11 protein-coding genes are annotated in these 15,538 nt (G+C 38.1%); all 11 read right to left on the bottom strand.

The window, feature by feature from the left end:
* Positions 1-402: 402 nt before the first annotated feature.
* Positions 403-2,685 (bottom strand): multicopper oxidase domain-containing protein, encoded by a 2,283-nt coding sequence (locus PZ898_RS15640; RefSeq protein ID WP_277693713.1) that lies wholly within the window; start codon positions 2,683-2,685, stop codon positions 403-405.
* 10 nt (positions 2,686-2,695) lie between these two features.
* Positions 2,696-3,157: a heme-binding domain-containing protein gene (locus PZ898_RS15635; RefSeq protein ID WP_123278659.1), complete on the bottom strand. Its 462-nt coding sequence runs from the start codon at positions 3,155-3,157 to the stop codon at positions 2,696-2,698.
* Between the two features lie 2 nt (positions 3,158-3,159).
* Positions 3,160-3,801 (bottom strand): DUF3347 domain-containing protein, encoded by a 642-nt coding sequence (locus PZ898_RS15630; protein ID WP_277693712.1) that lies wholly within the window; start codon positions 3,799-3,801, stop codon positions 3,160-3,162.
* A 31-nt stretch (positions 3,802-3,832) separates the two neighbouring features.
* On the bottom strand, positions 3,833-4,717 hold the full coding sequence (locus PZ898_RS15625) for a DUF3347 domain-containing protein (protein WP_062673027.1): 885 nt from the start codon (positions 4,715-4,717) through the stop codon (positions 3,833-3,835).
* A 953-nt stretch (positions 4,718-5,670) separates the two neighbouring features.
* On the bottom strand, positions 5,671-6,633 hold the full coding sequence (locus PZ898_RS15620; RefSeq protein WP_123278662.1) for a T9SS type A sorting domain-containing protein: 963 nt from the start codon (positions 6,631-6,633) through the stop codon (positions 5,671-5,673).
* Between the two features lie 53 nt (positions 6,634-6,686).
* Entirely contained in the window at positions 6,687-8,084 is a 1,398-nt protein-coding gene (locus PZ898_RS15615) for an outer membrane beta-barrel protein (RefSeq protein WP_277693711.1), read from the bottom strand.
* Positions 8,077-8,643 carry an RNA polymerase sigma factor gene (locus PZ898_RS15610; RefSeq protein ID WP_062673020.1) on the bottom strand — a complete coding sequence of 189 codons (567 nt, stop codon included), beginning with the start codon at positions 8,641-8,643 and terminating at the stop codon, positions 8,077-8,079. Before PZ898_RS15610 ends, PZ898_RS15615 begins: the two co-directional genes overlap by 8 nt.
* 106 nt (positions 8,644-8,749) lie before the next feature.
* Positions 8,750-9,328, bottom strand: coding sequence for a DUF4840 domain-containing protein (locus PZ898_RS15605; protein ID WP_277693710.1), 579 nt, complete (start codon positions 9,326-9,328; stop codon positions 8,750-8,752).
* Positions 9,329-9,583: 255 nt separating this feature from the next.
* Positions 9,584-10,999 (bottom strand): TolC family protein, encoded by a 1,416-nt coding sequence (locus tag PZ898_RS15600; protein WP_062673016.1) that lies wholly within the window; start codon positions 10,997-10,999, stop codon positions 9,584-9,586.
* Positions 10,986-14,144, bottom strand: a complete 3,159-nt coding sequence (locus PZ898_RS15595; RefSeq protein WP_277693709.1) for an efflux RND transporter permease subunit — start codon at positions 14,142-14,144, stop codon at positions 10,986-10,988. The genes PZ898_RS15600 and PZ898_RS15595 overlap by 14 nt, the downstream gene beginning before the upstream one ends.
* 29 nt (positions 14,145-14,173) lie before the next feature.
* Positions 14,174-15,295: an efflux RND transporter periplasmic adaptor subunit gene (locus PZ898_RS15590; protein WP_216443542.1), complete on the bottom strand. Its 1,122-nt coding sequence runs from the start codon at positions 15,293-15,295 to the stop codon at positions 14,174-14,176.
* Positions 15,296-15,538: the final 243 nt, after the last annotated feature.

The raw sequence follows: 15,538 nt of genomic DNA, 5'->3' as shown, positions 1-15,538 counted from the left end.
TAGAAAGAGAAAAGGGAATAAAATCCGCTAAAGTATTCCAGCACAGTGGATTTTTTGTTTAACAAGTATGTTAATGTAATATATCCGGATCAATTATCAAGGTTATAGATAAAGAAATACATAAAGAATTCCTTCATCCTGAACAAATTTTACTCAAAAATGAATATTTACAATGAAGAAACAATACTAAAATTTGGTATTGAAAAAGACTATGAAACTATATACTAAATTTTATCTGCATGAAGAAGCCATGTGGAGAGCAAAACATATCACTAAGGCATATTCTTCCTATAGATCCAAAAGAAAGAAGAGCTGTCTCCTACATTTGACTTTGCAAACATAAGAGACAGCCAGCCTCCTCTTGTATCAGAATAATGTGAGTATATTCTTCTTAATTATCATTTAGTAAGCTAAAGAAATTCCTGCTCCCCATCCCATATCACTGTCATAGTGGGCACGAATACTTACATTTTTATTAAGAATATACTTCAATTCGGTCATGTATTCTTTGTCGGTATTGACCATGAAGCCTCCTCTCAAACGTTTTGATATTGGAATATCTTCTCTCATCAGCTGTAAACGAATGATACCGTCATGATATACTTCAGCCTGAAAGTTGATCAGCATCGGAAGGGTATACACGAAACCTAAACTGATTGCTCTTCGGGTATCTTTTTCGTTCTTTTGCCCGAAGATATTTTTCTCCTGTTCATCTATTCCCATTTTTCTATAGCGGAAGTCAAATCCTACAAACGGCATAAACCACTGCATCTTCCCGATGTATCTTCCCAAATGCGTTTCCACCTCATATCCGTGCATATCATTATATCCTAAACGCCATTCTGCAGAGAGGTTCCATCTTGCGGTCTGAAGCATTGCATCCCCGTCATTTCCATTGGTTGCAAAGTCATTCTGAATCATAAAATGAGGCATGTTGCTTTCTCTCTGAAGCATGTTATAGGCTTCTTTTTTGTCCGGTAAATAAGGGTTTTTATAATCATCTACTGCAAAAACCCTGTTCATTCCTGCCATCATATGATAAAGGATATGGCAGTGGAAGAACCAGTCGCCTTCTTCATTAGCCTGAAATTCAATTGTATCGGTTTCCATTGGCATCACATCCAGTACATTTTTCAGGGGAGACTTTTCTCCTTTGCCATTAATTACCCTGAAATCAAAACCATGTAAATGCATCGGATGCCTCATCATGGAATTATTATAAATGGTAATTCTTAATATTTCTCCTTTTTTTACAGGGATTTTATCGGTTTCAGATAAGATTTTATTATCCATGCTCCACACATAGCGGTTCATATTTCCGGTGAGGGTAAATTTTAATTCCTTTACCGGAGCATCTTTAGGAAGTTCTGTGTTATAAGGAGATTGCAACATGGCATAATTCAGGGTTTTAATATGTCCTAGAGCATTGGCATTATATCTGTTACTATCCATATTCATTTCCTGATCTGCATTCATATTGTGTTGGCTGTGATCCTGTTTATGCTTTCCATCACCTGTAATCTCAGGGTACATCACCACATTCATATCCATTTGGTTAAGGCTCATTTTCATTCCCATATCATTAAGATCTCCGTTCATTTTCATCATGTCATTCATCATTTTCATTCCTTCAAAGTATTTAAGTTTGGGAAGAGGAGAAATAAGCTGTTTGATGCCATTACCTACAAAGTAACTTGCAGATTGGGTTCTGTCTTCTGTGGTAGCTAAAAATTCATAGGAAACGCCATCCTGAGGAATGGTTACTACGATATCATAGGTTTCAGAAACAGCAATAATCAGTCTGTCTACTTCTATCGGTTCCACATCATTACCATCATTGGCCACAACGGTAATTTTACCTCCTGCATAACGTAACCAGAAATAGGAAGAGGCTCCTCCGTTTGAGATCCTTAAACGTACTTTATCTCCTGCTTTTAGCTTTTGCCCATCAACGGTTGTTAAATCAGTACTGTTATTTCCATTGATTAATACTTTATCATAATATACATCACTTACATCCATGGCCAGCATGCGTTTCCACTCATTGGTCAGTTTTGTTTTAAAATGACCTTCTTTAATGGCTTCCACGTAAGACTGTGTGGCATTTTTTTTAATGGCCGCCCAGTCGTTGGCATTGTGAAGCATTCTGTTGATATTATCAGGATTCAGGTTCGTCCATTCACTTAGGATAATAGGAACTGTCGGCAGGTCATCAATTCCTTTTCTGAAAGTTTTGTCATCCTCTCTTTTTTTCATGACGAAGCTTCCATACATTCCAATCTGTTCCTGAAGTCCGGAATGGGAATGATACCAGTGTGTTCCGTGTTGAATAATCGGGAAACGATAGGTATAGGTAGCTCCAGGCTTTATAGGTTTTTGCGTCAGCCATGGTACACCGTCTTCTTTATTGGGTAAAAATACGCCATGCCAATGCAGTGATGTACTCTCTTTCAGCTGATTGTGGACTACAATTTCTGCGGTATCTCCTTCTGTAAAGGTAAGAGTAGGCATTGGTATCTGTCCGTTAACAGCGATGGCTCTTTTTTCTTTCCCGGCGTAGCTGACCAGGGTATCTTTTACATATAGCTCATATCGTACTACTTTCTGTGCCAAAACACCTTGCCAGCAGAAGAAAATCAAAACTGCCTGAAGTAATCTTATGGCGATATTCTGAGGTATATTCATTGTATTATTTTTATTCATAAACTTTGCTCTGCTCTTTTAACCATTCGGTCATTGTTTTAATTTCGTCATCACTCAGTTTTGCTTTTCTGTGCATCAGAGTGTAAGACGACAATGGCATTTGCCTGTTTACAATCTGTTCTTTTATTGAATTCAGCAATCTTTCCTGTTTTCGGTTGGAATAGGTTTCCCATTCATTGAAATTCAGGTCATTTTTCGCCTCTTTAATGTGGCTTTCTACAACTGATCTTACAGGCTGTATGTAATCGTACCACACATAATCGGTATTGTTACTGTGACAGTCATAACAGGAATTCCGAAACAGAGTTTGTACTTCAGCCGGCATTTTATATACTCTTATAAAATCTTTTGTAGCAGCCTTGCCTTTATCTATATTAAAGGCGGGCTGATACATTTGTATTGCAATAAAAAGAAACAGAACAAATACCAAAATTCTTTTCAGTATTTGTTTCATTCTCAGAACTCTTTTTTCACAGAACCACAGTTTAACATCTGATTTCCATAGTAAGGATTTTTAATGTCTTTGGTTTCACTGATCCATACTGCTCCTTTACCGTCATTATACATTGGGCAATGATCCTGATACAGTTTTTGTGAACTACCAAATAAGGCGATAAGATCCGAAACATCTTTACTTAAAGAAGCCAGATGCTCACGCTGATGATCAATTTTCCCTGCATTATCACCAATATGTTCTGCATTCTCCTTTATGTTGTCTGCTATTTCTTGATACTCTTTTTGTTTACTGGAAGGAATACTTTTCACATCCACATTCTTGAGGGTCGACAGTAATTTTTTTCCTGCATTGGCTGCTCCCTTGTCATTGTCTGCAACAAGTGCATTTTTAAGGGCTAAATAATCTTTAACAATAGGCTCAATGCTGAAGTTTTGGGGTTGAGTCTCTGTTTTAACCGTTTCAGTTTTCTGATCATGAGCAATTACTGGTTCAGCAGAAACAGCTGAATCATGTGATGGTGATGTCTTTGTCTCAGATATAGATGTACTGTCCTGTATTTTTACCTCATTGTTTTTATTTGGAGACTGTTTGCAGGAGATTACGGCTGTTAATATGATGATTGATACTATTATATGTTTCATTGTATTGATATTTACTTATTAAAGTTTTTTATTATTGATGGTTGATGGTTTCCTGAACACTCCCGCAGGTAAGCATTTTAGAACCGTAAAATGGATTTTTGATGGATTCTTCTTTGCTAAGCCAATTCGCTCCCTTTCCATTATTAAACATTGGGCAATGCTGGTAATACACTGTTTCGCTATGTTTTGAAACTTTGGTAAGGGCATAGATATTTTCAGACAGAAGCGCAAAAGTACCTCTCTGCTTTTCGATGTCTTTAGTAGTTGCTATCTTTTCTGCCTGTGCTGTCAGTTCTTTTAAAACTTTCATCCAAACAGTATGTTCTTCATTGGAAAGCTTACCCATTTCAACATTCCGAATCGCTTTTACCAAAGAGGCTGCCCTTGCCGATGAAGTCCCTGCATCAGTATTTACCAGTGCATCTTTTAAAGAAAAATAATTGTCAAAAACTGCTTTAAGCTGAAATTCGTTTTTATTTTCAGAGTTGTTAGCCTGGGTCATTTTGCTGTGATCATGATTAGCGTGTTCGTTATTCATATTCATTCCCTGATCTTTATTCATGTTGGCAGGTTTTAATTCTCTTTTGTACTGGCAGCAGCCCGGCAGCTTACTGTAAACATCGTCCGGAGCTAAGAACTTTTCACTGTCATAACCCGCTAAAGCAATACGCTTAAGTATTTCTTCCTGATTTGTTTTTTGGGCATCATAATTCAGGGTAGCCATTTTTGTATCTTCATTCCACTCTACGGATGAGATATTCTTTAGATTCCCGGCTTTTTCGATATTGGCTTTACACATTTCACAGTTGCCATATATTTTTACTGTCTCTGTCTTTGCATTTTTAATCTGTGCAAAGCTTATAGTATATGATAGTAATACAATGATTACCATCAATATTTTTGATAATGATTTCATTTTTTGATTTTTAAAATTGATAATTGGAATACGACCGTGTGTCCGAAAACAAAAGTTTGCCTTCGACAAGACCTATTTCTGGCTGTACAGCCAGATAATTATCCTATTTTGGGAGGTTGCCAGATAGAAGAAAACCCTGAAGAATAATAGGTTTGACTGAAACTAAATTTAAGTTTCGTTTCTTCAATGAAATGATTTTTGATTTTCAGACCGTCCATAACAGGAAGTCCTGTTAATGAGATGACAGTTCCGCATCGGCAGGAATTGTGTTTACATTTGCCATTGCAATCATTATGGTCTTTATCTTTTTTACAAAAACCAGTTTTACAGCAGAATTTATCTGATAAACTACTAGTTTGACACTTATAACCTAAAGTTTGATCCTTTTTTATATCTTTTTTTGTGCACGCAAAGCTTAAGTTCGGTACTAAGAAAAGCACCAGACACAGGATAAGGATGCGGCCGATATGTTTGTTATAAGTTTTCAACCAAACAAAGTTACAATATTTATCATTTATATCTTTTTTTATGAAATTATTTTTGTGAATTTTTCTGTGGGTTGATGTTATTTACAAAAAAATCAATGTATTTCTGAATAGAAAATTTTTCAGACAAAGCTCACAGCAAAGGAATTTATCTCTTCATAGAATAAAAAAACCGGTACAAAAAAATTTGTACCGACTCAACCATTATTAAAAACTAACGAAAAAGATTATTGGTCTGAATACCGGAAAAAATTAGTGTGAGTCAGGAAGCCGGATGCCGGAAAGAGAAAGCTCCTTTGGGGGTAATTATGACCGTCATTAGATTAACAAGGATGAAAATGTATCTATGAGCGTAAAGTATTAAAATAAATCACTTTAGTTCTTCTTCAATACAAGGAACATCCCCCTCTGACATCCATTCTTCCTTCCCACAATCAATTTTTAACCTCTTCAGATTGTATAATCCTATTATTTTTTTATCAATCTATTTTTATATTCTGTTCCATCTGTGCTTTTAGACACAATGATATAATTTCCTGGTACCAGACTGCTTACATCAATCGCCTGGTTATATCTGTGATCTACTTTCTTCAGGACAAGTTTTCCGGACATATCAATGATGATAACTTCCTTATAGACTTTATCCGATTCTTTCCCGATATAAAGGTGCTGCGCGGTAGGATTAGGATAAATTCTCAGATTATTATCTTTAATTTTTGTCTCTCCAGTTCCCAGATTGCTGCAGAATTCCCAATCTCCGAAAGTCACCTCAACAAATGCAAACGGGTCTAACATCTCACATTGATCCGGACAATATTCAGTACAGGCATAAAATCCGTATTTCCCTGAGTTGGTTGCAACGTAGGTGTCTCCTACTACACCTGCAATAATACAAGGATCTCCTGCTACCGGCGGATTGCTCCCTGGTACACATTTGAACCAGGTATGTTTGCCATATACTAAAGGAAATATATTGTCAAACTGTACAGAAGCTCCATTGCAGACCTTCACGGTGCCCATATTTTCTTCATAGGTGCCCGGTGTATAAGTAGTCATCATTGCCGGCAGACCATATACAAACCCATCTGCAAATGCGGTAGGACTCTCTGCTGTACAGTCGCCCTCAGAAACCACTACTTTAAAATAATTCAACTGATCGTTACCACTAATGGTTAGCTGCTGAGATGTTGCTCCCGGAATAGCTACCCATGGATTGTTATTAGGTGTCTGCCAGGTCCATTCCTGTTTGTACCACTGATACGTTGTGTACGTCTGTGTAGTGGAAAGAATTTCATCTTCCGTACTACAGAATAAAATCGTTCCCGGATACTTTTGCCCAAGTCTCGCGCTGGTAATTGTGGGTGTACATTGTGCTTTAATATTCAGAATACTAAATAGTACAACCGCTAAAAAAATTAGTTTTGTTTTCATATATTTTTCATATATATAGATTATTAAGTTTGGTGTTGTAAAAATGGTCTGCCTTAATCCAGCAGTACTCGTATTCCGAATTTCATATTAAATTGAAAAGGCTTTTCCTTATAAATGGTATTAGGAGCACTTTCTTCTTTAAAATGGTACCCTATTCCCGGCTCTGCATAAATTCCGACTTTATCAATAAGTTTCAACTGAAGCCCTACTGCTGTATTGACAGAAAACTGCAAAGGTTTAGGCTCCACACGTTCTTTTGAGGACTCCTTAATTTGATCATCGACAACATAAGTTGTTGTAATACTGCCCGCTATTGGTTTTTCTACCAACGCTCCAGCTGTAATATATCCTGTAAATTTTCCTTTTTGAATGACATTATAATTAACCTGAACAGGAACTCCTATATAATGAACTGTCTGATCTCCTTTAATATAATTATTGTCACTTCCGGAATGCAGCTCAGAAGAAAGCTTGGTATAATTCAGTCCTGTTCCTATTCCCCATCTTTTCCCCAAATTATAGTAAACAGAAAGCCCGAATGTCACCGGTACTTTATGTCTGATTCTCGCTTCTACCGGCTGACTTTGATTGGCCAGTAATATGGCCGTCAGAGGATCATCATGATATTCGGCTGTAGACCATACCTGATCTATATTCATCGCTTTTCCAGTGATTGAAGCATAGCCCGGAAACTGCTGTTCTGCAGAATTGGAACCCATATTTCCTGTAAGCATACCTAACATCCATGATTTTTTATCTCTGGATCTCGTGGCTTTACGCTGTGTATTTTCAGCATAGACTTCTTTTACTTTTTCCTGATTAAAAAGAACCTCATCAGAAGCCTGTTCTTTTACAGTTTCTTTCACTGTATCATCAATAACTGATGTTTTCTGAGCGATCTTACTTTCCTGCTGAAAAGACTCAGATGCTGTCGGAAGCTTGAAGACATCCTGGATCTTCTGATGGCTTCCAGCCTGATTTTCTGCTCCATTATCAGCATATCTTGGTGTCAATGTTTTCTCCGAAGCACCGGTGTTCAATATATTTTCAGATAAAAAAACATCTGTTTTTGATTTTACTTTACTGCCTGAAAGATTCTCAGTTTCTATAGTTTTTATATAATTTTTCCCCTTTTCTCCTTTCATATCTGCCGGTTTCTGAGACAGCGTTTTTCCGGTATCATTCTGGGGCAGTATTCTGGTCAGCAAAAACAATAATGCAATGGCCGCTGCAATCCCTCCTACGCGATAAAATATGGATCTGTTTCCTGTATTTGTTCTCTTTTCTTTGATTGCTTCACCTTCATGAACCTCAGGAATAAATCCGGGAATACTGTTATTTTCTTCTCCGGAAAATAATTCATCTTTAATGTCATTCCACAATCCTTCCGGAACGTCCTCTTCATGGTCATCCATTCTGCTTCGCAGATTATTTAGCCATTCGTTATTCATATTGTGCTTTTTTTGACATTTTAAATTCTTTTATTTTCTGAGTAAGCAGTCCTTTTGCCCTGTGAAACTGTGATGCAGAAGAATTCTCTGCAATCCCCAGCAGCCCGGCAATCTCTTTATGGCTTTTTTTCTCAAATACAAACAAGTTAAAAACAGTTCTGTACCCTTCAGGAAGAGCTCTGATCATCATCATAATATCATCACGGGGAATTTCTTCAAAATCCGGTTCTTCTTCATTAGGAATATCTGGAAGATCATCTACTTCTATGGCAGATTTAAAGTCTCCTTTCTGCTTAATATGCTTCAAGGATTCATTGACTGTGATACGGGTCATCCAGGCTTTTAAAGAACCATTTCCTCTGTACTCAAAAGATTCTATCGAACGGAACATTTTAATAAAACTGTTTTGGAGGACATCATGAACATCTTCTTTTTCTGCCAGATAACGAGAACATACATAGGACAGATTTCTGGAATAAGCTCCAAAAAGCTCTTTCCAGGCAGCTTCCTCCTTTTTCAGAAGGTGCTTTACCAAAATCTGTTCTTTACTTTCTTCCATATAATGCTGCTGCCTCCGTATCCGCCGGGATATTATAAAACTGTCAAGCAAAAATAGATTGCATCTTTTTAATAAGGCGCAATCCATTGATGATACTATCTATTAATTAATTTTTTATACAGAATGGAAAATTATAATCAATCACCTCATAAGGAGTAACCACTGTACCATCTACTGTAATTTTTTCTGCTGTAAGAGCATATCTAAGCGTTTGGTCTAACCCTACATAATATCCTTTCTGCTTAGAAACGAATTCTACCACTGTCTTTTTATTCACTCCGTCTACAGGAATCTGAAGTTCCATTGTTTTAGGGGTCAAAGTAAGCTCTATCACATTATTCGCGGTATTGATTACTGCAGCATATTTAACATCATATTTCACTTTTCCCAGTGTTTTTATGGCATTTTCTGCTTTCACAGGATCTTTCACCACAGTCTTTACAATTTCACTTATCGGAAATTCTGCAAATGAGATCGTATCTTTCTTTACTTTGAATTCTTTTACGCCTTCTCTTTTGATATTTCCCTGTACAATAATCAGTTTTCCTTTATAGTTACCTGGTAAGTTTTCTATTTTTACAGGCGGAATATCCGGTCCTTCATTATCATTACATGAGTATAGGGTAAATCCTACCAAAACCATTAAAACTGTTATAAAAAATCGGGGTACTGTCAATTTTTTCATTGCATTACATTTTCGTTAAACATTAATTATTTTCGAGTACTCATCTATATAAATCATGTTTTCTGAAAATCTTGCATCCTTTTCTAAAAAAAGAATAAAAAAAATTATAACCAATTGATTTTGTGAATATAAAATTTCATCATCTCATTGCAAATTCCGTACCTGTTATAAAAACAAAGCTCTATTTATCTTTTATAAACAGCAAAAAGGAAACTACATGACATAGCTTCCTTTTTATTATTTACCAGTTGTATTTTATTGTACTCCGCCTCCAAGTGCTCTGTAAAGATCTACCTCAGCATTTAATTTTTCAAGGGTCACATTGATGGCTTCCAGATCATTCTGAAGTTTATTGTTCTGAGCAGTGATCACTTCCAGATAGGTAGCCATCCCACTTTTATATAACTTCAATGCATCATTGATTCCTTTGTCCAGAATAGCTGTTCTCTGTTCTAAAAGCTGTAATCTTTCTGAAGAACCTTTAGACTTTGCCATAGCATCGGAAACTTCTCCCACCGCAGTCATTACAGATTGTTTAAAATTGATGGCTGCTTTTTCCTGTTCAATTAAAGCAGTTTCATAAGATGTTTTCAGTTGTTTTTTCTGAAAAATAGGGGCAGCAAGATTGGCCGCAATTGCTTTGGTAATAGATCCGGGAATATCAAACCATGAGCTGAATTTATTGGAATTTACTCCTATCTGTGGGCTCAGACTGATACTTGGATACATAGCAGCTTTTGCCAATCCGGTTTTGGAATTTAAACTGATAACGTTAAACTCTGCCATCTTCAGATCTGGTCTTCGGCTCAGCAGTTGTGCGGGTAATCCTTCTGACAGCTTATTTTCAGGAATCATTGTTTTCAGATTTCCTTCTCTTTCTACTTTGTCCGGATATTCTCCACAAAGAATACTCAGTGCATTTTCCTGAATAGAAATATTCTGTTTTGCCAAAGGAATCAGCAGCTCAGCGGTTTTCTTCTGTGCTTCCGATTGCTGAACCGCCAATGAATTAATTTGTCCTGCCGCAAACTGAAGATTCATCATTTTAAGGGTATTGTCACTCAACTCAATATTCTGTTCGGCTATTTTCAGCTGTTCATCTAGACTGATCAGATTATAATAAGCCTGAGCTACCTGAACGACGATTCTGCTTTTGATGGCATTTAAATTTTCTTTTTGTCCAAAATATTCTGCCGCCGCGGATTCTTTCTGCATTTTCGCTTTTCCCCAGATGTCTACTTCCCATGAAAGTCTCAGTGCGGCACTGAAATCATCCATGTATTTTGTACCAACAAACTGTTCATTCAGAGAGCCGTTAAGCGTATTGGTAGAAGCCCAGCTTCTGTTGGCACCTGCTGTAAGATCTAATGTTGGCATCAGACCCAGTTTAGCTTGTTTATAAATCAGATCCAGCTGTTCTATATTTTTCAAAGCGACATTCACTTCATTATTTCTTGAAAGGGCTTTATCTATTAGGCCTATCAATTTTGGATCTTTGAAGAATGTCTTCCAGGGAAGAATTACTGTATCTCCTGTCACCTGCATGGATTCTTTGTAGGTCTCGGGAATCTGAAGGTCTGTTCTTGTATATTTTTTCCCTACGGCACAAGACATCAGTAGTGATGCCATTGCGCCTGAAATAAGGAAATTCTTTATATTAAATATGCTCATTTGTCAATTGATTTTCTGTTGTAGTATACTTCTTTTTGGTAGAGAATTTCTCATCCAGATACTGAAAGAACATGTAGAGTACAGGAATGACGAAAACTCCTAAAACCACTCCACTTAGCATTCCCATGGCCGCACTTGTACTGATGGATTTGTTTCCTGATGCCATTCCTCCTGAAGAAATCATCAGTGGAACCATTCCCACAATAAAGGCTAATGAAGTCATGATAATAGGACGTAACCTCGCCTTTGCACCTTCCAGTGCGGAGTCCAGAATCGAAAGACCTGCCTTACGCCTTTGTATGGCAAATTCTACAATAAGGATCGCGTTTTTGGCCAGAAGCCCGATAAGCATGATGAGTCCCACCTGTACATAAATATTATTATCCAGCCCGATGGCTTTTATTCCTAAGAATGCTCCTACAATTCCTGTTGGGATGGAAAGCATTACCGCCAGAGGAAGAATATAACTTTCATATTGAGCTGCCAGTAGCAGGTACACAAAAAGCAAGCACAGTCCAAAAATGGCAATCGTTTGATTTCCTGCTGATTTCTCTTCCAAACTTAATCCTGTCCACTCGTAGCTGTAGTCGGATGGTAGCTTGCTTAAAGTCTGTTCCAGTTTATCCATCAATTCTCCATTACTTACGCCTGGTTTTGGAGACACGTTGATGTTTAATGAATTGTAAAGGTTATATCGCTGAACGGATTCCGGACCGTAGACTTTTTTCAAAGTAATCAGTGTATTCACCGGAACCATATCTCCTTTTTCATTCTTTACGAAAATATCGTTGAAGGCCTGCTCGTCCATTCGGAAAACACCATCTGCTTTAATATTCACTCTATAGAACTTCCCGAATCTTGAAAAATTCTGAGACTGATCTCCTGAGAAATAGGTCTGAACAGTTCCCAACAGATTGGAAATGCTTACTCCCAGCTGCTTTGCTTTATCTTCATTTACTTCAAGTTCCATCTGAGGATAATCTGCCCTGAACATCGTGTAGGCAAATGCTACTTCCGGAACCTGCATCAACTGACCGATCAGTTCATCTGCTTTGGCCTTAAGAACCTGAGGATCTCTTCCCATACGGTCCTGAAGTACAATTTCGGCATCATTCGTCATTCCGTAACCTTCTACAGGAGGCATTCTGAAGGTCATTACACTTCCTTCTTTGATCACTCCCAATTTTGCACTTGCCATGTCTACCACTTCCTGGATATCCTGAACTTCACCTCTTTCTTTTTTAGGCTTCAGTTTAACAAATCCCATTGCATAAGCCGGCCCTGCACTGTTACTAAGAAGGTTGTATCCGGTAATGGAAGTATTTTCCTGCACCGCTTCCACTCCTTTTAAGATATCATTGATCTTGTTGGAAACCTCTGTCGTTTTGGTCAATGCTGTCCCGGGAGGCATGCTTAAAGTGTACATGAAGAATCCGTCATCTTCCATTGGTACAAAACTTTTTGGCGTACTTGACATCAGCCAGCCTGCAACCCCGATAACAACTACGATTAATCCTCCTGCAATCCATTTTCTCCCTATTAAAAAGCGTACTCCTTTTGCATAACGGTTGGTCATATTATTGAATCCAGCATTGAATGCCACAGCAAACCTCTGCCCGAATCCTTTTGGTTTTTTACCTTCTCCCGAGTGATTGTTTTTCAAAAACACGGCACATAAAGCAGGAGTTAAAGTCAATGCGTTAACTGCTGAAATAATGATCGCTATGGCCAATGTATAGGCAAACTGCTTATAGAATAATCCTGCAGAACCGGACATAAATCCGATGGGAATAAATACGGCCGACATCACCAATGTAATAGAGATAACCGCTCCTGTAATCTCACTCATTGCTTTGTGAGTAGCTTCTCTTCCTGAAAGGTTTGTTCCTTCCATATTACTGTGAACAGCTTCTACCACTACAATGGCGTCATCTACTACAATCCCGATGGCCAGTACAAGAGCAAAAAGCGTCAGTACATTGATGGTAAATCCCAAGACCAGAAGGAAGAAGAAGGTACCGATAATCGCCACCGGAACCGCCACTGCCGGAATAATCGTAGATCTGAAATCCTGCAGGAATATAAACACCACTATAAATACGAGGATAAATGCCTCTATCAGGGTAGATTTCACCTGTCCTGTAGCTTCATCCAATCTTTCTTTGGTACTCATTACCTTCGTGTATTTGATACCAGGAGGGAATGATTTTGATAATTGGTCAAGAGCTTTATTCACTCCTATTTCAATATGATTCGCGTTGGATCCTGTAGTCTGCATAATCGCTACAGTCACTGCATTTTTCCCATTGGAAAGGTTATCTCCGGTATTTGAAATGGCTCCGAATTCTACACGGGCAACATCTTTTAACCTAATAACCTGGCTTCCTGCATTTTTAACAATAATATTTTCATATTGTTCCGGCTTGTTCTTTTTTCCTTTATAGCGGATTACATATTCTAAGGCTGCATCAGATTCCTCCCCAAGTTTTCCCGGAGCAGATTCCAAACTGTGGTCTGCGATCGCTCTGGAAACATCTGCCGGTTCAAGTCCGTAAGATGACATTTTCTGAGGGTTCAGCCATATTCTCATGGAATAATCCTTAAGCCCGAAAACCATGGCCTGCCCAACCCCTTTTACTCTTTTAACCTGTGGAATAAGGTTGATATTCGCATAGTTCTGAAGGAAAGTTTCATCATATTGTTTATTATCTTCCGTATAAATATTGAAAATCAATACCATACTGTTCTGCTGCTTGGAGGTGGTCAATCCCATTCTCACTACTTCCTGCGGTAGTATCGGGGTGGCCTGCTGTACTCTGTTTTGCACGTTTACGGCTGCCTGATCAGCATTCACTCCCTGTTTGAATATAATGGATATCGAGAATGTACCATCATTACTTGCTGTGGATTTCATGTATTCCATATCTTCCACTCCATTGATCTGCTCTTCCAGCGGTGTTACCACAGAACGAATCACGGTTTCACTGTTTCCTCCGGGATATGATCCTGAAACGGTAATCGTGGGTGGAGAAATATCCGGGAATCTGGTCACCGCCAGCTGGTTTAATCCTATGATCCCTAAAATAACAATGATAAGGGATATTACCGTCGCCAGTACAGGACGGTCTATTATCTTTTTTAACATTTTTGAATTTTCTAAGAAAGGTTATACAACTATTTCAAAGGAACAGTGTGTGCCACCACCTGTGCTCCGTCTGTAAGAGCATCAATTCTGTTAATGGCAATCTTATCTCCTGCATTCACGCCTTCTTTGATAAAGTAATCCTGGGATGTACTTCCTGAAACGGTAATCTGTGTCATTTTCACTTTATCCTTACCATTCAGTTTATAAACAAAGAATCTGTCCTGAATATCTTTTACAGAGGTTTTCGGAAGTTTAATCACACCATTAAGGGCATTATGAATCATCACTCTGGCTGTTCCTCCGGCTCTTAATAATTTATCCGGATTCTGGAAAACAGCTTTCATCTGAATACTTCCGGTATTTCTGTCGAAATTTCCGCTTGCATTTTCCAGTTTTCCTTTAAGAGAATAAGTGGAACCGTCTGCCAGGATAAGCTCTACATTTTCTGCTGTATTTCCTGATGCCGCAGCCTTGCTGTGTGCAATAAAATCAGCTTCGTTCATTGAAAAGTATACATTCACACTGTTGATGCTTGAAAGCGTGGTTAGTGGTGATGGATCAGACGGGCTGATAAGATTTCCTACTCTGTTCGGAATTCTGCCTATGTATCCGCTCACTGGCGCTTTGATATACGTAAAATTGGCGTTAATCTTTGAGGATCCCAATGATGACTGTGCCTGTGCAACCTGTGCTGATGCCGCTTTATAACTCGCCTGAGCGGTTTTCAGCTGCATATCGGAAACTACTTTTCCTTCTACAAGAGGTTTCAGTTTCTCCACTTCAAGTCTTGCTGTTTCCTGTGCCGCCAGCGCTGATTTCAAGGCTGCTTCATTGGTATTGACCTGCTCATTGTACACAGATGGATTTATTCTGAAAAGGGTCTGTCCTTTGCTTACATACTGTCCTTCTTTGATATATACTGCCTCCAGATATCCTGTTACCTGTGCTTTAATATCTACATTATCCTGTCCTTCTATGCTTCCGGGATATCCTGTAGACACGTCAGCATCTCCGGACTTTACCTGGATAAAATCTGTAGGCAATGCCTGCTGCATCTGCTGAGTATTTTCCTGGCCGTTCCCGGAACCGCATGAGTACAATATCGCTGCAGCTGTAAGTGAAAGTACCAGATATCCTTTTCTGTAATTCATAACATTGGTTTTTAAATTTTACAGGAGCAAAATAACTTCATCTTACAGTGATATTCATTCAGAAGTTGGGTGAAGTGTCATTAATCGCAGATGAAACGTATGATAGGAAAAATGAAGGGAAAGCAGCTATTTTCGTTTATAAATGTGATAAAAAAGAATATTTCGGATGAAAATATAAGTAAAATTGTCAAATACAAATTTGTGGACGATATAAGTGAAGCAAAAAAAGACTGCTTTTATAGA

The organism is Chryseobacterium sp. WX, from assembly GCF_029542485.1.
Taxonomy (GTDB): domain Bacteria; phylum Bacteroidota; class Bacteroidia; order Flavobacteriales; family Weeksellaceae; genus Chryseobacterium; species Chryseobacterium cucumeris.
Note: the sequence above shows the minus strand (reverse complement) of the source record. Positions and strands in the feature narration are given on the sequence as shown.